The organism is Pectobacterium punjabense (genome assembly GCF_012427845.1).
Taxonomy (GTDB): Bacteria; Pseudomonadota; Gammaproteobacteria; order Enterobacterales; family Enterobacteriaceae; genus Pectobacterium; species Pectobacterium punjabense.
On record NZ_CP038498.1, the window covers coordinates 98370 to 116121 of the forward strand.

The 17752-nt window shown below is 53.6% G+C and carries 18 protein-coding genes; 11 read left to right on the plus strand and 7 right to left on the minus strand.

Annotated features, from left to right (window positions below; genetic code table 11):
• Window positions 1-91 precede the first annotated feature (91 nt).
• A complete protein-coding gene (locus tag E2566_RS00430) occupies window positions 92-1288 on the plus strand; it encodes an MFS transporter (protein WP_107168642.1) in 1197 nt (398 codons plus the stop codon).
• Between the two features lie 219 nt (window positions 1289-1507).
• Here E2566_RS00430 and E2566_RS00435 read toward each other — a convergent pair whose 3' ends face one another.
• Together E2566_RS00435 and E2566_RS00440 are read right to left on the minus strand one after the other, a co-directional pair.
• The gene (locus E2566_RS00435; RefSeq protein ID WP_107168643.1) at window positions 1508-2074 is read right to left on the minus strand and encodes a DcrB family lipoprotein; all 567 of its coding nucleotides are present in this window, start codon (window positions 2072-2074) and stop codon (window positions 1508-1510) included.
• Window positions 2075-2259: 185 nt separating this feature from the next.
• Window positions 2260-2937, minus strand: coding sequence for a 7-cyano-7-deazaguanine/7-aminomethyl-7-deazaguanine transporter (locus E2566_RS00440; RefSeq protein ID WP_107168644.1), 678 nt, complete (start codon window positions 2935-2937; stop codon window positions 2260-2262).
• A gap of 216 nt (window positions 2938-3153) precedes the next feature.
• Here E2566_RS00440 and tusA point away from each other — a divergent pair, with 216 nt between their 5' ends.
• Window positions 3154-3396, plus strand: a complete 243-nt coding sequence (gene tusA / locus E2566_RS00445) for a sulfurtransferase TusA (protein WP_107168722.1) — start codon at window positions 3154-3156, stop codon at window positions 3394-3396.
• 59 nt (window positions 3397-3455) lie between these two features.
• Here tusA and E2566_RS00450 read toward each other — a convergent pair whose 3' ends face one another.
• Together E2566_RS00450 and E2566_RS00455 are read right to left on the minus strand one after the other, a co-directional pair.
• Window positions 3456-5822, minus strand: a complete 2367-nt coding sequence (locus E2566_RS00450; RefSeq protein WP_107168645.1) for a zinc/cadmium/mercury/lead-transporting ATPase — start codon at window positions 5820-5822, stop codon at window positions 3456-3458.
• A gap of 94 nt (window positions 5823-5916) precedes the next feature.
• A complete protein-coding gene (locus E2566_RS00455; RefSeq protein ID WP_107168646.1) occupies window positions 5917-6546 on the minus strand; it encodes a lysoplasmalogenase in 630 nt (209 codons plus the stop codon).
• A 192-nt stretch (window positions 6547-6738) separates the two neighbouring features.
• Here E2566_RS00455 and E2566_RS00460 point away from each other — a divergent pair, with 192 nt between their 5' ends.
• A complete protein-coding gene (locus E2566_RS00460; RefSeq protein WP_107168647.1) occupies window positions 6739-7059 on the plus strand; it encodes a DUF1820 family protein in 321 nt (106 codons plus the stop codon).
• 82 nt (window positions 7060-7141) lie between these two features.
• On the opposite strand, the gene E2566_RS00465 is transcribed toward E2566_RS00460, so the two are convergent.
• The gene (locus E2566_RS00465) at window positions 7142-7417 is read right to left on the minus strand and encodes a DUF1145 family protein (RefSeq protein ID WP_165800638.1); all 276 of its coding nucleotides are present in this window, start codon (window positions 7415-7417) and stop codon (window positions 7142-7144) included.
• A 29-nt stretch (window positions 7418-7446) separates the two neighbouring features.
• Complete coding sequence (rsmD, locus tag E2566_RS00470) at window positions 7447-8022, minus strand: 16S rRNA (guanine(966)-N(2))-methyltransferase (RefSeq protein WP_107168649.1); 576 nt, start codon at window positions 8020-8022, stop codon at window positions 7447-7449.
• A gap of 349 nt (window positions 8023-8371) precedes the next feature.
• Here rsmD and ftsY point away from each other — a divergent pair, with 349 nt between their 5' ends.
• From ftsY to rpoH, 4 genes are all read left to right on the plus strand, one after another.
• Entirely contained in the window at window positions 8372-9763 is a 1392-nt protein-coding gene (gene ftsY / locus E2566_RS00475; protein ID WP_107168650.1) for a signal recognition particle-docking protein FtsY, read from the plus strand.
• 5 nt (window positions 9764-9768) lie between these two features.
• Window positions 9769-10440 carry a cell division ATP-binding protein FtsE gene (gene ftsE, locus E2566_RS00480; protein WP_005976428.1) on the plus strand — a complete coding sequence of 224 codons (672 nt, stop codon included), beginning with the start codon at window positions 9769-9771 and terminating at the stop codon, window positions 10438-10440.
• Entirely contained in the window at window positions 10430-11398 is a 969-nt protein-coding gene (gene ftsX, locus E2566_RS00485) for a permease-like cell division protein FtsX (protein WP_107168651.1), read from the plus strand. The genes ftsE and ftsX overlap by 11 nt, the downstream gene beginning before the upstream one ends.
• 321 nt (window positions 11399-11719) lie before the next feature.
• On the plus strand, window positions 11720-12577 hold the full coding sequence (gene rpoH / locus E2566_RS00490) for an RNA polymerase sigma factor RpoH (protein WP_107168652.1): 858 nt from the start codon (window positions 11720-11722) through the stop codon (window positions 12575-12577).
• A gap of 88 nt (window positions 12578-12665) precedes the next feature.
• On the opposite strand, the gene panM is transcribed toward rpoH, so the two are convergent.
• Window positions 12666-13112 carry an aspartate 1-decarboxylase autocleavage activator PanM gene (panM, locus tag E2566_RS00495; protein WP_107168653.1) on the minus strand — a complete coding sequence of 149 codons (447 nt, stop codon included), beginning with the start codon at window positions 13110-13112 and terminating at the stop codon, window positions 12666-12668.
• 405 nt (window positions 13113-13517) lie between these two features.
• Between panM and E2566_RS00500 the strand changes: the two genes are divergently transcribed.
• The 4 genes from E2566_RS00500 to livG all read left to right on the plus strand — a co-directional run bounded on the left by E2566_RS00500 (window position 13518) and on the right by livG (window position 17750).
• Window positions 13518-14630 (plus strand): branched-chain amino acid ABC transporter substrate-binding protein, encoded by a 1113-nt coding sequence (locus E2566_RS00500; protein WP_107168654.1) that lies wholly within the window; start codon window positions 13518-13520, stop codon window positions 14628-14630.
• Window positions 14631-14785: 155 nt separating this feature from the next.
• On the plus strand, window positions 14786-15712 hold the full coding sequence (gene livH, locus E2566_RS00505) for a high-affinity branched-chain amino acid ABC transporter permease LivH (RefSeq protein ID WP_107168655.1): 927 nt from the start codon (window positions 14786-14788) through the stop codon (window positions 15710-15712).
• Window positions 15709-16983: a high-affinity branched-chain amino acid ABC transporter permease LivM gene (locus tag E2566_RS00510; protein WP_107168656.1), complete on the plus strand. Its 1275-nt coding sequence runs from the start codon at window positions 15709-15711 to the stop codon at window positions 16981-16983. The genes livH and E2566_RS00510 overlap by 4 nt, the downstream gene beginning before the upstream one ends.
• The gene (livG, locus tag E2566_RS00515) at window positions 16980-17750 is read left to right on the plus strand and encodes a high-affinity branched-chain amino acid ABC transporter ATP-binding protein LivG (RefSeq protein WP_107168657.1); all 771 of its coding nucleotides are present in this window, start codon (window positions 16980-16982) and stop codon (window positions 17748-17750) included. Before E2566_RS00510 ends, livG begins: the two co-directional genes overlap by 4 nt.
• Window positions 17751-17752: the final 2 nt, after the last annotated feature.

Genomic DNA, 17752 nt, shown 5'->3' on the forward strand with positions numbered 1-17752 from the left:
AAGATTGATTATAACCAACAATATAAGAATGTTACTTTTCGATGTTTTTTGAACGTACGTCATACACGGACGTTAAGCGAGTGAATTTTCCATGCCAACACCTTCCCCATCCGAACCGGCGCTGAGTGGTCTGCGCCTTAATCTGAGTATCGTTTCGATTGTGGCGTTCAACTTCGCCAGCTATTTGAATATTGGTCTGCCGCTGGCGGTGCTGCCGGGGTATGTGCATGACCACCTTGGCTATAGCGCATTCTGGGCCGGATTGGTCATCAGCCTGCAATATTTCTCCACGCTATTGAGCCGCCCCCATGCCGGTCGCAGTGCTGATGAAAAAGGGCCGAAAAAGATTGTCGTTTGGGGATTAGTCGGTGTCATGCTGAGCGGCGTGTTTTATCTGTTTGCTGCCTTTAGCGATGCGTCGCCCGCGATCACGCTGCTGCTGCTGTGTCTCGGACGTGTCGTGCTGGGTGCCGGACAGAGCTTTGCAGGAACCGGTGCAACGCTCTGGGGCGTTGGCGTGGTGGGCTCCCGACATATCGGGCGCGTGATTTCGTGGAATGGCATCGCGACGTACGGTGCGATGGCGATTGGTGCACCGCTCGGCGTCTGGCTCAATCATGTTGGTGGGCTAAAGCTGCTCTCGGTGTGCATCATTCTCATCGCCGCCGTGGCGATTATCTTCGCGCTGCCGCGTCCGGCCGTGCAGGTCGCGCCCGGTAAAAAGATTCCCTTCCGCGAAGTACTGGGGAAAGTCTGGGTTTACGGCATTATTCTGGCGATCGCCTCTGCGGGTTTTGGCGTGATCGCCACATTCATCACGTTGTTTTATGCCGATCGTCATTGGGATGGGGCTGCGCTGACGCTGACCATTTTCAGTTGCGCTTTTGTTGGGGCGCGGCTGGTTTTCCCTAACAGTATTCAGCGGTTTGGCGGGCTGCGCGTCGCGATGGTGTGTTTTGTGGTTGAAATTGTAGGCTTGCTGCTGGTGTGGGGCGCGGTGCAACCGCTCATGGCGGAAGTCGGCGCATTCCTCGCAGGGGCGGGTTTCTCTTTGGTATTCCCAGCATTGGGGGTTGTGGCCGTCAAGGCGGTATCACCACAGAATCAGGGCAGTGCGCTGGCAACCTATACGATATTCCTCGATCTGTCGCTGGGCATCGTCGGGCCAGTGGCGGGCGTACTGATGGGCTACACCGGCATCGCTTCTATTTATCTGGCGGCGGCGCTGCTAGGACTGGCTGGTTTGACGCTGACGTGGCGGCTGACTCAGCGAATCACCAGCGTATAAGAGAATGACAATACAGGCCGTAGACAATCCTAATTCATGAAATGAAAACGGGGATAATGGAATAGAAGAGTAAAGCGTCCGCGCCAAGGATGGCGCGGCTCGAGCGTACATGGATGTATTTACAGCGTCTTTACGATCTATCCATTATCGCCGCTCTGCGTGCTTTGTTATGTCCTTCGAATAGCCACCGAAGTGGCTACTCTCAGACGATAGCGTCGATTATTTCAGCTTCAGCGTGTGGATGATACCTTCCGCTTCGCTCTGCGCCTGTTGCTGATTGCTGGCTGGCAGCGTGATCTGCAAGGTCAGCAGTTGATTTTCCACTTTGCCTAGTACTACTGAGGAATAAGCCTGCTGTCCGCTACTAGTGATAATGCTGTCGAGCTGTTGCAGCTTCTTGCCGTCAACGTCGATGGTTTTGTTGGTGACGACCTGAAGGTTGGCGTCACGCGAGCGCTGATGATTTTCCAGACGCTGTGCCAGCACGGCCAACTCGTCCGTGGTGTCATCGCCAAGAATCACGATGACAGCTTTCTGCCCGTTGTCATTCGCGTAAACGTGCATGTTGTTTGCTTGTGTACCGACTTTACCGCTTTGGTCACTCATATCGGCTGGTAGAGTAAACGCAATTTTACCCTCCAGTAATTCAATGTTCTGGCCCGCGCTGGCTGCGGCGGCAGGTTTATCTTGTGCGCCCGCTTTTGCGGCGTCATCCGTTTTGCCATCACAGGCAGCAAGCAGGCCGACAAGCAGGCCGACACCGAGGTATTTGATTACATTCGACATAGGTTCCCTTTCTCTCGTTTTTTAACAGGTAATCTTTTTAAACAGGTAATAACAGTATGGCACCTTATTCAGATAGCAAAAACAAGCGTTTTGTTGTTGCAAACCATTGTTTGAGCCTGCGTTATTTTTACAAAACGATGAGTGGCTTAAGGAAAAAGGCGGTGTGAATCACCGCCCGATAAGAATTAATGGTGACTGCTGGCGGAGTGATAGTCGGCAGTGCTTTTCTGCTCGCTCAGGCGTTTGAGCACCATGTTCAGCATGACACCGTACATCGGCAGGAAGAACGCCAGACTGATAAGCAGTTTGAAGGCATAATCCACCATCGCAATTTCGACCCAGTTTGCTGCCATGAAAGCATCGGTACTGCGGTAAAACGCGATGAAGAAAAAGGCCAGCGTGTCGCTGAAGTTACCAAACACGGTTGAAACAGCTGGTGCCACCCACCACGCACGATTCTGACGCAGTCGATTGAAAACGTGGACATCCAGAATTTGACCGAGAACATATGCCATGAAGCTGGCGCAGGCGATACGTGCCACGACGATATTCACCTGACTCAGCGCCTCGAATGACTGCCACGATCCCTGATAAAACAGTGACGAAACCAGATAGGAGATCGCCAACGCAGGCACCATGACGGTCAGAATGATACGACGCGCCAGCGGTGCACCGAAAACCCGAACCGTCAGGTCAGTGGCCAGAAAAATAAACGGGAAGGTAAACGCGCCCCAGGTAGTATGAAAACCGAAAATCAATACCGGGAGCTGAACCAGATAATTACTCGACGTAATGATCAGGACATGGAACAACGATAGCCAGATCAGCGCCGTAAGCCGCTGCTGGGGAGTAAAACGATACATAATGTGACCTTTTTGGTTATTGGGGTTAGGGAACCCAAGGAATAACGTGCAGATTTATGCTGCAACGCGGCGGCATAATACGCAATTGCCTCGCTAATGCAATGTCTTTTGCCAGGAAAAGATGGTTGTTTTCTGCGCAAACGTTGTCGTCGCTTGCGTCGGGAAATCCTCAGCGTAAACTAAGGCGGTTTTTTGATTCCAGTACTGAGAATGTTGATGACCGATCCCTTTACCAACCCGGATGAAACCCTTGATGCGCAGGGGTTGCGCTGTCCTGAGCCTGTGATGATGGTACGTAAGACGGTGCGCCAGATGGAAACCGGGCAAACGCTGCTGATTATTGCCGACGATCCGGCCACCACTCGCGATATTCCCGGTTTTTGCGTGTATATGGAGCATGAGCTTCTGGCGCAGGAGACCGAACAGCTTCCCTATCGTTATCTGCTGCGCAAGGGTTAATACTCGTCATACTTCCAGCCGCAGGTACGCGGCGTTACACCGCGCACCGTAGACTGCGATTAGTCCTGTTTTCTCAGCAGCCGCAGCGCGTTGGCGGTGACCAGTGCCGTTGCGCCGGAATCCGCCAGCACGGCGAGCCACAGCCCGGTAATGCCCAGAATACTGGTGACCAGAAATACGGCTTTCAGCCCCAGTGCGATCGTAATGTTCTGACGAATATTATGCTGCGTCGCTCGCGACAGGCTAATCATGGCCGCCAGCCCAGTCAGGCGGCTGTGGGTTAATGCTGCATCGGCGGTTTCCAGCGCCACATCTGTACCGCTTCCCATCGCGATGCCGATGGTTGCGGCTTTCATCGCTGGCGCGTCGTTGATGCCGTCGCCCACCATCGCTACGGGGTGCTGCTTACTCAATTCGCTGACTGCCGTAACTTTATCGGCAGGGAGCAGGCTGGCTCGGTAATCGATCCCCAATGTCGCGGCAATGGCTGCCGCCGCACGGGGATTATCGCCCGTGAGCATGACGCCGCGAATCCCCAACTGCTGTAGGGCATCCAACGCTTCACGCGCATCGTGGCGCAGCGTATCGCTCAACGCCAACAAACCTAGCAGCCTGTCGTCTTCTTGCACTACCACCACGGTTTTCCCTTCGCTTTCCAGCGAATCAACCCGTTGCAACCAGTCAGCATCAAGCAGATTGGGCGTGATGCGAGTTGGGGCGCTGACCTGAATCCGTTTGCCGCCTATCGTACCTTCAACGCCGACACCTGCCAGCGCTTTACGGTTTTCTGCCATCGGCAGAAATGTGCTGCTGGACAACGCATGCTGGACGATGGCTTTGGCAAGCGGATGGTGCGAGCCTGACTCCACTGCGGCGGTTCGCGTTAGCAGCGCCGTTTCGCTAATACCTGTGGCGGGTAACACGTCCGTCACTTGCGGCTTGCCTTCCGTCAGCGTACCCGTCTTATCAAACGCGATGGTCTTGATGCTGCCCAGCGACTCCAGCGCTGCACCGCCTTTAATCAGCGCCCCACGGCGCGTTGCCGCAGCCAGTCCAGACGTAATCGCCGCAGGCGTTGAAATCACCAGTGCACACGGGCAGCCGATTAACAGCAGCGTCAAACCGCGATAAATCCACTCTTGCCACGGCTGTGCCAGCAGCAATGGCGGCACCAAAATCACCAGCAGTGACAGCAGCATGATGGCTGGTGTGTAGTAGCGGCTGAACTTATCAAGGAAGCGTTCTATCGGTGCGCGCCGCTCTTCTGCTTCTTCTATCAGTTGCAGAATGCGGTCGATGGCGCTGTTGCCCGGCTGTGAAACCACACGTAACTGCACAACCCGATCGACGCACAGGCTACCTGCGGCAATTTTTTCACCCGGTGTGCGCTCAACGGGCACCGATTCGCCGGTCAGGGCGCTTTCATCAAAGCTGGCGTCGTTGTTCAATAGCTCCGCATCGGCAGGGAGTCGCCCGCCGGGGGCGACTTCAATGACATCACCGGGGACCAGACTCGCAACAGGGACGAGGCGTCGCTGCCCGTTTCCGACGACCGTTGCGTCTTCAGGAAGCAGCGCCATCAGTGCCGTTACGCCACGCCGGGCGCGGTTTGCCGCGTAAGACTCCAGATATTCGCCCAACATAAACAGCAGCAAAATAACGGTGGCTTCGGTGGTGGCACCAATTAAGAGCGCCCCGATGGAGGCCACGCTCATTAGCGTCTCAATCGCGAAGGGTGTACCCGTACGAATGAGCTGCACCGTTTTTTTCAGGATTGGAATCAGCCCGACAATTGTGGTTGCGATAAACGCGATCTGCCCGCCGCGCTCGCTTAGCAGGGAAAGTCCCCAGCTTGCAGCAGCCAGCAAAGTGAAAAGTATTAAGAAACCATATTCATGTACGAAACGACGTACGGTAGAGGTGTCGGGTGGTGCAATAGGGAGTGCGGTGTCCTGCAAGGTGAAGCCCGCTTGCTGAACAGCATGTTGAACCTGAGGGCGAATATCGGTGTAGGCATCAACCACCAGTTTTTCGGTGGCGAACAGCACTTTGGCTTGTTCAATTCCGGTGATATTTTTTACTGCATTTTCGATTTTACGTGCGCAGCTGGGACAATCCATTCCGCTGATTTTCCAGCTGAAACGCTGGTTGGGTCGGGGCCTGTCGCTGTCGCCACCGTCGGGGTCGTCAGAATCCGCGCTACCGCCGCTGTCTGACGAATGCTGCTCTGTGCCACACGCGGTCTGTACTACGGCATCAGACGTGTGTTTGGTTGAACAGCAACTGTGGTCGGCGTGGCTCGAATGCTGGGTGTGTTCACTACAGCAGCTTTTAGTGCTGTGCGTGGTGCTGCGTGGCGCATGGTGAACGCCGTTATTGCAGCAGGCTGATTTCTCAGCGCTGTGATGGTGCTGATGAGAGTGCATGTCTTCCTCCTGGGTTATTAGTGATTGCCATTCTCATCAGGAACTTTACACCGCCGCTCAAGGCTTAGCCAGATTTTCGTGAGCGCCGCGAACGTCAGAAATAGAGGGAGCGAACAATCAAGAAATGGCCGCCAAAATAGCCCGCCGCCACAATCGCCTGATGGGCGCGGAACGGGAAACGATAATGGTGAATCAGCCATACCGCATGGGCAATAAACAGCAGTACGGTGCCCGTCAGCAGGGAGAAGTTCGCGTTTGTCCCCAGCGCAAAATAACGTTCACCGGCAATCCAGACCATCAGCGTCGTCATGATAATAAATGCGCAGGCAGGCCAGCGCTGTGCGTCCAGTCGCCCCCAAATAATGGCGATAAGCAGTGCAGCCACCACGATCAGCGTCAATGCCAGCGGCCAGAAAAACGTGAACGAGACTTGCCCGGTAAAAAACCCGATGGTGTACAGCAAATGGGAAAGGAAATAGGCCGCAAAGGCGTAAAGCAGGCGTTGAGTCGGGAGCAGCAGCAGGGTATCTGCCACCAGCGTTGCCAGTAACCCCAGCACGATCAGGTAGCCCGGCACGCTGAGCAGCGGTGTCTGCCAGGCTAGCGCCAGCAGCAATAGCATGGTGACGGGTTTGAATAACCAACGCTGCCACGTTGGGCCACGATAGCTGGCGTCCACATACAGCCAACCAGAAAAAAGCACAGCAATAAATGACCAAAGCATAGCGTGTCCTTTTTGTGTTTTTGTTTGTGTCAGGATAAAAATAAACCGTTCTTTATCCAGTGTAGGGGATTGTGAGGAAGTTAAACAACACGGCGTGAGACGGATACGCCTTCTGTGAGCTTCATGTTATGTTATCGCCTGTTTTTATTGTAGATGGGCGCCGCGACGTCGCTGAAAGGAGCATTGTGTTGAATGAGTAATGAATCCGCACTTTATCGTATTCAATTTATAAATAACGGTAAGAACTACCAGCTTTATGTGCGTGAGTTGGTACAAAGCAGCCTGTTCGGTTTTATTGAAATTGCCGACTTTGTGTTTGATAGTCAGTCTACGCTGTTGGTTGACCCGTCAACCGAGAAGCTAAAAACGGAATTCTCCGGCGTTAGCCGCAGTTTCATCCCTTTGCAGGCGATTATTCGTATTGATGCCGTGACGGAAAAAGGCAGCGCTCGCATTTCTGATTTAGGCGATAACGTCACCGCGTTCCCTTACCTTCCCGGTAAAAAGTCCTGATTTTTGCGGTGCGCCCTCTGCGGAACGAAAGGGCACGGTATTGATGCTTGGTGCCCCAGGAAATATTGTGTCCCGGAAGCGGTTACGGCTTCGGCGGCTTAGGCTGTTTTTTCTGCCACGCCAGTAGTTCAAACACGCCAAAAAGGAAAATACGTGCCTGAAGCGCGCGGTTCAGCGCAGGGCTGTCTTTCGGTTGGCTGGATTTCAGCAGCAGCAGTTGGAAACCGTGCATCAGAATCATAAATATCATCGCCACGGTCATGAAGATATTCAACGGCTTGGGAAACGGCTGAATCAGGTTAAGCAACAGAAATCCCCACACGCCAAGCATCAATAATCTGCCAAGGTTAATCAAAATCATCTCTTACCCTTATGTTGCTGCAAAGATCACTGACGGATGTACAAACGGTAGGCGACCTGACCCGCAATCTTTTCACGGTGTAGTTGCCAATTCTCTGGGATGGTCAGTTGCGCATTTTCCGCTTCGGTTTCCACGTAAATCCACGCGTCTGGTGCCAGCCAGCCCTGTTGTTCCAGCAGAGCAAGCGTGTTGTTCATCAGCTCCTTGCGGAACGGCGGATCGAGAAACACGACGTCGAACGGCGTACCCGGTTGCGCCAGCCAGTTCAGGGCATCAGTATTGACCACCTCAGCGTTTTCCGCCCGAAGCAGCGCCAGATTTTGCGTTAATTGCTGGGCGACTGCACGCTCCATCTCCAATAATGTGGCATGAGCCGCATAACGGGACAGCGCTTCCAGCCCGAGTGCGCCGCTGCCAGCAAAGCAGTCCAGACAGCGCGCTTGTTGAATCACGGGAGCCAGCCAGTTAAACAATGTTTCCCGCACGCGGTCAGTGGTGGGGCGTAAACCGGGGCTATCAGGTACCGGGAGTTTTCTGCCGCGCCATTGACCACCGATGATTCGGATTTGTCCGGCGGCTGACGATGCATTTTTTTTAGCCATAGCTCACAGGGTTATTGTTGTGCCGCATCATCATGGTGTGGATGCGGGCAGGAAATTTCTGGCGCTATTCTAACGGCGGTTACGTGTAGAGGGAATGTTAAGATGGGCGTTAAGGCGCTTAAGCCAAAATTTTGTGCTGTCGGCGGTCTTCGGGTAACACGCGGCGTCTGACACACTTCGTTACGGACATTGCCTTTCGTTACGAAGATTGTGAGTAGCGAGGAAGATTGTCTGCCATTGCTCCTGCTGGCTGCGTGTTGCTGTCGGCAGGAAAGTGTTAAACTTGTTGTTTAAATATGATTTTCATTGATTGATTCGCTGCGGTGAGCAGCGTGGAGCGCGATTACACATGTCAAAAGAAAAGAAGCGCGGTTTTTTTTCCTGGCTGGGACTTGGGAAACAGGAAGAAAAACAAGAAGAGAAGCCGGTCGTTGAAGATGCGCCCGTTGCTGAATCAGATGCCGCCGCATCGACTCACCAGACCGTTGAGCCTACGCCGGAGCGCGTAGAGCAACCTCTGCCGGAAGAATCGGTAGTGGAAGAAAATAGCGTTGTTGACGAAAAGAGAGAGGTTGAAGCGCAAGCGTTGACCCCATTGGTCGCTGAGCGTGAGGATACCGTTGCGGCAGGCGAATCGACACATGTAGCCCCAGACGTTAGCGCGTCGTCTCCGATTATTCCCGCAACAGACGATCGTGACCCGATCGAGCATGACGTCCTCGATCGGGATGCTCTCGATCCGATCGTGCAGGACGAAGAACAAGAACCCGCGCAGTTAGATGACGTGCCTGTTGTGGCGCAGGAACAAGAACGCCCAACGAAAGAAGGTTTCTTCGCCCGCCTGAAACGCAGCCTGGTGAAAACGCGCCAGAACTTAGGTTCCGGATTTATCGGATTGTTTCGCGGTAAGAAAATCGACGACGATCTGTTTGATGAACTGGAAGAACAACTGCTGATTGCGGATGTTGGGGTCGAGACGACCCGTAAGATCATCGGCAGCCTGACGGAACACGCCAGTCGCCGCCAACTGAAAGATGCTGATACGCTTTTTGTGAAGCTGAAAGAAGAAATGGCGGAGATCCTTGCTAAGGTGGACGCCCCGCTGAATATCGAAGGTAAAACGCCGTATGTCATTCTGATGGTTGGCGTTAATGGCGTGGGCAAAACCACCACCATCGGCAAAATGGCTCGTCAGTTCCAGGCACAGGGTAAATCTGTGATGCTGGCGGCGGGAGATACCTTCCGTGCGGCAGCCGTCGAGCAGCTTCAGGTCTGGGGACAGCGCAATAATGTGGCGGTGGTCGCGCAACATACGGGTGCGGATTCGGCATCGGTGATTTTCGATGCGATTCAGGCCGCGAAAGCGCGCGGTATTGATGTCCTGATCGCAGATACCGCGGGGCGTTTACAGAACAAAGCGCACCTGATGGAAGAGCTGAAAAAGATTGTGCGCGTGATGAAGAAGCTGGACGAAGACGCGCCGCATGAAGTGATGCTGACGTTGGATGCGAGCACTGGGCAGAATGCAGTGAGCCAGGCCAAGCTGTTCAATGAAGCGGTCGGGCTGACGGGTATTACCTTGACTAAACTGGACGGCACCGCGAAAGGCGGGGTGATTTTCGCCATTGCCGACCAGTTTGCGATTCCTATCCGCTATATTGGGGTAGGTGAAGGCATTGAAGATTTACGGCCATTCAAGGCCGACGATTTTATTGAGGCACTTTTTGCCCGAGAGGATTAAAACGGATGATTCGTTTTGAACAAGTCAGTAAAGCTTACCTCGGTGGGCGTCAGGCATTGCAAGGGGTGGATTTCCATCTGCGCCCTGCGGAAATGGCGTTCCTAACTGGCCATTCCGGCGCGGGGAAAAGTACCCTGCTGAAGCTGATTTGTGGCATTGAACGTCCCAGCGCGGGTCAGATTTTGTTTGGCGGCCACAATATTAGCCGCCTGAAAAAACGCGAAGTTCCATTCCTGCGACGTCAGATCGGCATGATCTTTCAGGATCACCACCTGTTGATGGAACGCACGGTCTATGACAACGTCGCGATGCCGCTCATTATCGCGGGTGCCAGCAGTGAGGATATTCGTCGTCGGGTCTCTGCGGCGCTGGACAAGGTGGGCCTGCTGGATAAAGCGAAAAACTATCCTATCCAACTGTCCGGCGGTGAACAGCAGCGTGTGGGCATTGCGCGCGCGGTGGTGAATAAACCCGCCGTGTTGCTGGCGGATGAGCCGACTGGCAACCTGGACGAAGCATTGTCAGAAGGGATTTTACGCCTGTTTGAAGAATTCAATCGTGTTGGCGTCACGGTACTGATGGCGACGCATGATACCGGGCTGATCGCTCGCCGTCATTACCGTGTGCTGACGCTATCGGATGGCCGCATGGTGGGGGGAAACCACAATGGCGAATAACGTCCGTAATGCGAAAAAGCCTGTCGCAAAAGCGAAAGCACTACGCGGTGGCTGGCAGGAACAGTGGCGCTATGCCTGGACCAATACGCTGGCTGATATGCTGCGCCAGCCGCTTGCTACCTTTTTGACTGTGATGGTCATCGCCATCTCGCTGGCGTTGCCCAGCATCTGTTATCTGGTATGGAAAAACGTCAGTCAGGCCGCCACACAGTGGTATCCATCGCCACAGTTGACGGTATATCTGGATAAATCGCTGGATGACAACGCCGCGCAGGCTGTCATCACGCAGCTTCAATCCGAAGACGGCGTTGATAAAGTCAATTATCTGTCGCGTAATGAAGCGATGGGCGAGTTCCGCAACTGGTCTGGTTTTGGCGGCGCGCTGGATATGCTGGAAGAAAATCCGCTGCCGGCAGTCGCGATTATCACGCCGAAAATGAGCTTTCAGGATTCCACCACGTTGACGACGCTGCGCGACCGCGTGGCGGCGGCGCAGGGCGTGGATGAAGTACGGATGGACGACAGCTGGTTCGCACGACTGGTGGCGTTGACTAACCTTGTCGGACAAATTTCAGCGACGATTGGTATCCTGATGATCGTTGCCGTCTTCCTGGTCATCGGTAACAGCGTGCGTCTGAGTATTTTCAGCCGCCGTGAAACCATCAACGTAATGAAGCTGATCGGCGCGACGGACGGTTTTATTCTGCGTCCGTTCCTGAATGGTGGGGCGGCGATGGGGCTGGGTGGGGCGGTGCTGTCGCTGATTTTATCGCAGGCGCTGGTTTGGAAACTGGATGCGGTGGTGGCGCAGGTTGCTGCCGTCTTCGGTACGACGTTTGCCGTCAAAGGGCTGAGCTGGGATGAGTCCCTGCTGCTGCTGTTAATCGCCGGTATGATTGGCTGGCTGGCCGCCTGGCTGGCAACGGTACAACATTTACGTCGTTTTACACCACAGTAAGCTTTTTCTGGTATAATTTTCCCCTGTAATTCAGACCGTATTGCAGGGGAAACCTCCTCAGCGCCATCTCTTCTTTGTACTTCCCGCTGTGCTTTCCCCTTGATCCACCGTTCGTTTGTCTCCTGCTTGATCTCTGGCATGAGGTGAATAAAATGATAGGAACTTGCGAGCGAAATCACAGTCTGAATAGACGGATTTTAAGGTATTCGATAAATACGCTTTAAGGTGCCGCATTTTGCCATTTTCGCGCAAAACGATGCGGTGAAGCAGTGCTAAGATAGCCGACTGTAATATGACGAGCAGAGTAATTGAGAGGGTTGAATGACCAACGATATGCAAACTTTCACCTTAGTTCCCCAGGGCAGTCTGGAAGGGTATATTCGTGCCGCCAATGCCTATCCGATGCTGACGGCGGAGGAAGAGCGGGCGCTGGCTGAACGACTGCATTATCAGGGCGATCTGGAGGCTGCTAAGCACCTGATTCTGTCACACCTGCGCTTTGTTATTCACGTTGCCCGCAATTATTCCGGCTACGGCCTACCGCAGGCAGATCTGATTCAGGAAGGGAATATCGGCCTGATGAAGGCGGTACGTCGCTTCAACCCTGAGGTTGGCGTGCGTCTGGTTTCTTTCGCCGTGCATTGGATCAAAGCTGAGATTCATGAATACGTGCTGCGTAACTGGCGTATCGTGAAAGTGGCGACCACTAAAGCACAGCGTAAACTGTTCTTTAACCTGCGTAAGACGAAAACGCGCCTCGGCTGGTTTAATCAGGACGAAGTCGAATTGGTCGCGCGTGAACTTGGGGTGACCAGTAAAGACGTGCGCGAGATGGAATCCCGTATGGCGGCACAGGACATGACGTTCGATCCGACGCCGGAAGAGGATTCTCACGACGGCAAAGCGATGTCGCCGATGCTTTACTTACAGGATAAATCGTCTGACTTTGCCGATGGCATTGAAGAAGACAACTGGGAAACGCATGCAGCCGATAAGCTCACTTATGCGTTGGAAGGGCTGGATGAACGTAGCCAGCACATTATTCGCGCGCGCTGGCTGGATGATGACAACAAATCCACCTTGCAGGAACTGGCTGACCGATACGGTGTTTCCGCCGAGCGTGTGCGTCAGTTAGAAAAGAATGCGATGAAAAAACTGCGGGCAGCAATAGAAGCCTAATTGCTTTCATTGTGTCTTGGTAAGCGACCGGGTAATGCCCGGTCGTTTTGTTTGTGTCTGCGGTGAGCGGCAGGAATTCGAGGGCGGTTTACGGCTTCTCTGAATTGATGGCATCAAGAATCAGCGGCGTTTCTTTTCTACGGATATAACGCCAGCCGCCGGATACCGGTGAGAAGCCGCAGGACACCATAAACCGTGCCAGCACGTCCTCTTTGATCGCGGCATGATTGGCCGTTGCCAGCCACCACTCTTTAACCTCAGGAAGCTGACGACGCGCTTCGTCAATCAAAAGTTGCCCTACGCCACGTCGCCGCGTGACTTCTCGCACCATCAGATCGCTCAGTTCCGCATATTCCCCTTCAATCTCGACCAATACTCCGCCTAACAGCCGATCGTTAAAACGGGCGGTAAACAACCGCCGATCGAGCGTGAGCCCTTCTTCGAGTAACTCAATGTTCTGATGCGGCCAAATTTTCGCCAGATCAATTTTATCCTGAGGGCTGAACCGGGTGAGGCATTCAACGGTTAGTTTCATTTTTATCGGCACTCCATCATGTGAGTGAAGAATAATGTAGTTGTTTTGTAGTGGAACAGTTGTGTAATTTGAGCGTTATGGTTAATAGGGCAAATGTTTTTCTCATTCTTTGTTTTTCGAGTAATCCATCAACAATTAATGCATAAAGTAGAATATCTGACTATATATAAATTAAATGCTGGTTTTTGCATCTGGCATTTTATGCTGTTTGCTCCGCTTGTTTCTGACAGTGTTAGTTGATTTGCAGCATAATATTCCTGTTTAATAATATGAAAAATAAAGCCTTATTAGAAATTATTACTAATAATAACCTAAGCCTTTCTTACTTATAAGAAAATAGCCAGGTTATGGCGGATGGCGGTCAGGTTTTCGGCAATATCCATAATGACAGATGGGGTAAAAAGAATGAAATTCAGTAAAGGTAAAGTATTGCTGATGAGTTGCGTGGCGGTGGCGTTTAGCCACGCTGTTAATGCTGCCGATATTAAAGTTGCGGTTGTTGGCGCGATGTCTGGTCCCGTTGCGCAGTATGGTGATATGGAATTCATTGGCGCACGTCAGGCTATTGCCGATATCAACGCAAAAGGCGGCGTAAACGGCAACAAACTGGTTGGCGTTGAATATGATGACGCGTGTGACCCTAAGCAGGCGGTTGCCGTCGCGAACAAAGTCATCAATGACGGTATCCGTTACGTGATTGGGCATCTGTGTTCCTCCTCCACGCAGCCAGCATCTGATATCTATGAAGAAGAAGGCGTGATCATGATTACGCCTGCGGCAACCAACGCCGATTTGACGACGCGCGGCTACAAAATGGTGCTGCGCACGACGGGGCTGGACTCCGATCAGGGGCCAACTTCGGCGAAATACATTGTCGAAACCCTCAAACCGCAGCGTATCGCCGTGGTTCATGACAAACAGCAATACGGTGAAGGTCTTGCCCGCTCTGTTCAGGATAGCCTGAAAAAAGCCGGTGCGAATGTTGTGCTGTTTGAAGGTGTGACGGCGGGTGACAAAGATTTCTCCACGCTGGTTGCGCGTCTGAAGAAAGAAAACGTGGATTTCGTTTATTTCGGCGGCTACTACCCGGAAATGGGGCAGATTCTGCGTCAGGCGCGTCAGGCTGGTATGACAACCAAGTTCATGGGCCCAGAAGGTGTGGGTAACTCCTCGCTGTCTAACATCGCAGGTGATGCATCTGAAGGCATGCTGGTGACGCTGCCGAAGCGTTATGATCAGGTGCCAGCTAACCAACCGATTGTGGATGCGCTGAAGGCCAAGAAGCTGGACCCAACGGGCCCATTCGTCTGGACGACCTACGCTGCGCTGCAATCACTGACCACGGCGATGGCACGTACCGGTAGTGATGAGCCAGAAAAACTGGTCGCGGATCTGAAAGCGAACTCCGTGGATACCGTAATGGGACCATTAAGCTGGGATGCAAAAGGCGACCTGAAAGGGTTTGAATTTGGCGTATTTGAGTGGCACAAAGACGGTACTTCCAGCGCAGTGAAATAATCATCATGTCGGGGAGGCGGTAACGGATAAATGCCGTTGCCTGCCTTTTCGACGTGGAGAGCATTCTTCGCTTTCTGAGTGTGTACCACTACTAATCCCTCAATACCGAAGCCCCCGTTGCCGCAAGGCGCGGGGGCGGCATTTAAGGTTAAGGTATGTCCGAGCAGTTCCTCTACTTTCTTCAGCAGATGTTCAACGGCCTGACGTTGGGCAGCACCTATGCGCTGATCGCCATTGGCTACACCATGGTTTACGGCATTATCGGTATGATTAACTTCGCGCACGGCGAGGTTTACATGATCGGTAGCTATGTTTCCTTTATCGTTATTGCGGCTCTGATGATGATGGGCATCGATGCTGGCTGGCTTCTGATTAGCGTCGCCTTCGTTGCCGCCGTGGTCATTTCCAGCGCCTACGGCTGGAGTATCGAACGGGTGGCCTATCGGCCTGTTCGAACGTCAAAGCGTCTGATTGCACTGATTTCTGCCATCGGGATGTCGATTTTCCTGCAAAACTACGTCAGCCTGAATCAGGGTTCACGTGATGTTGCGCTGCCGAGTCTGGTGACCGGGCAGTGGGTGCTGGGCGAAAGCAATGGCTTTGCCGCCACCATTAGCACCATGCAGTTGACCATCTGGATTGTGACATTCCTCGCCATGCTGGCGCTGACCCTATTTATTCGCTATTCCCGTATGGGGCGCGCCTGTCGCGCCTGTGCGGAAGACCTGAAAATGGCCAGCCTGCTGGGTATCAGCACCGACCGCGTTATCTCTCTGACCTTCGTTATTGGCGCACTCATGGCCGCTGTTGCGGGTGTGTTGCTGGGACAATTTTACGGTGTCATCAACCCCTATATCGGCTTTATGGCCGGGATGAAAGCCTTTACGGCTGCGGTGCTGGGCGGGATTGGCAGTATCCCTGGCGCGATGATCGGCGGGTTGATTTTGGGTGTAGCCGAAGCGCTGACGTCCGCTTACCTGAGTACGGAATACAAAGATGCGGTGTCATTTGCGCTGCTGATAGCGGTGCTGCTGGTGATGCCAACTGGTATTCTGGGTCGCCCGGAGGTTGAGAAGGTATGAAACAGCTCAACCTGTTTAATGCGTTTGTTTCCGCGTTCATGCTGCTGGTGCTGGCCTCGTTTTTAATGGGCATGCAACTGGCGCTGGATGGCACCAAACTTGTGGTGCGCGGTGCCGATGAAGTTCGCTGGTATTGGATTGGTGCGGGCTGCATCGTGGTGTTCTTCTTCCAGTTGATTCGCCCGTTCTTCCAGCAAAGCATCAAGAAATTTTCCGCACCGTCACTGGTTCTGCCGAGCTTTGATGGCAGTACGCCACGGCAGAAGGTATTGGCTGCGGCATTGATTATCGCCGCGATCGCCTGGCCGTTTCTGGTCTCGCGCGGTACGGTGGACATCGCTACCCTCACGCTGATTTACGTGATGCTGGGTCTGGGCTTGAACGTTGTAGTGGGTCTGTCCGGTCTGCTGGTTTTGGGCTACGGTGGGTTTTACGCCATTGGCGCGTATACCTATGCGCTGCTGAACCACTATTACGGATTGGGCTTCTGGGAAAGTTTGCCGCTGGCGGGCATGGTGGCGGCGCTGTCTGGCTTCCTGCTGGGGTTCCCGGTGCTGCGACTGCGCGGTGACTATTTGGCGATTGTGACGCTCGGGTTCGGTGAAATTGTCCGTATCCTGTTGTTGAATAATACCGAAATTACCGGTGGCCCGAACGGCATCAGCCAGATCCCTAAACCGACCTTCTTTGGTCTGGAATTTGGCCGCAGCGCACGCGATGGTGGATGGGATACGTTCCACAACTTCTTTGGCCTGCAATATGACCCCAGCGACCGCATTATCTTCCTGTATCTGGTCGCGCTGCTGCTGGTCGTGTTGACTCTGTTTGTGATTAACCGTCTGCTGCGGATGCCGCTGGGACGTGCCTGGGAAGCATTACGCGATGATGAAATCGCCTGTCGTTCTCTGGGGCTGAGTCCAACGCGCATCAAGCTGACCGCTTTCACCATCAGCGCCGCATTCGCGGGATTCGCCGGTACGCTGTTTGCCGCGCGTCAAGGGTTTGTCAGTCCTGAATCGTTCACGTTTGCAGAGTCGGCCTTTGTGCTGGCTATTGTCGTGCTGGGCGGCATGGGCTCGCAGTTTGCGGTCATACTCGCTGCGATTCTGCTGGTCGTGTCCCGTGAGCTGATGCGCGATCTGAATGAATACAGCATGCTGTTGCTGGGTGCATTGATGGTTCTGATGATGATTTGGCGTCCGCAAGGCTTGCTGCCGATGAAGCGTCCTGAAATGAAGTTGAAAGTCGCGAAGAAGGAAGAGCAAGCATGAGCACGCAGCCACTGTTATCAGTCAGAGGTCTGATGATGCGTTTTGGCGGCCTGCTGGCGGTCAACAACGTTGAAATGGATATTCATGCGGGCGAAATCGTCTCGCTGATTGGTCCTAACGGGGCGGGAAAAACCACGGTCTTTAACTGCCTGACTGGTTTTTATCGTCCGAGTGGTGGCACCATCATGCTGCGCGATCGTCATCTGGAAGGGCTGCCCGGACAGGCCATTGCCCGTATGGGCGTGGTACGTACGTTCCAGCACGTTCGTCTGTTCCGTGAAATGACGGTGATCGAGAACTTGCTGGTCGCACAGCATCAACACCTGAAAAGCGGTGTGTTTGCTGGGCTGCTGAAAACACCGGGCTTTCGTCGCGCGGAAGCGGATGCGCAAGAGCGTGCGGCCGTGTGGTTGGAACGTATAGGCCTGCTGGATTTAGCGAACCGTCAGGCGGGGAATCTGGCGTACGGCGATCAGCGTCGTCTGGAAATTGCCCGTTGCATGGTGACGCGGCCTGAGCTGTTGATGCTCGATGAGCCCGCAGCGGGTCTGAACCCGAAAGAAACTGACGAGTTAAATCAGCTGATTGCGGAGCTGCGTGATAGTCATGAGGTGTCTGTTCTGTTGATTGAACATGATATGAAGCTGGTCATGGGAATTTCCGATCGAATTTATGTCGTCAATCAGGGCACGCCGCTGGCACAAGGCACCCCAGCTGAAATTCGTAACAACCCGGATGTCATCCGTGCATATCTGGGTGAAGGATAACG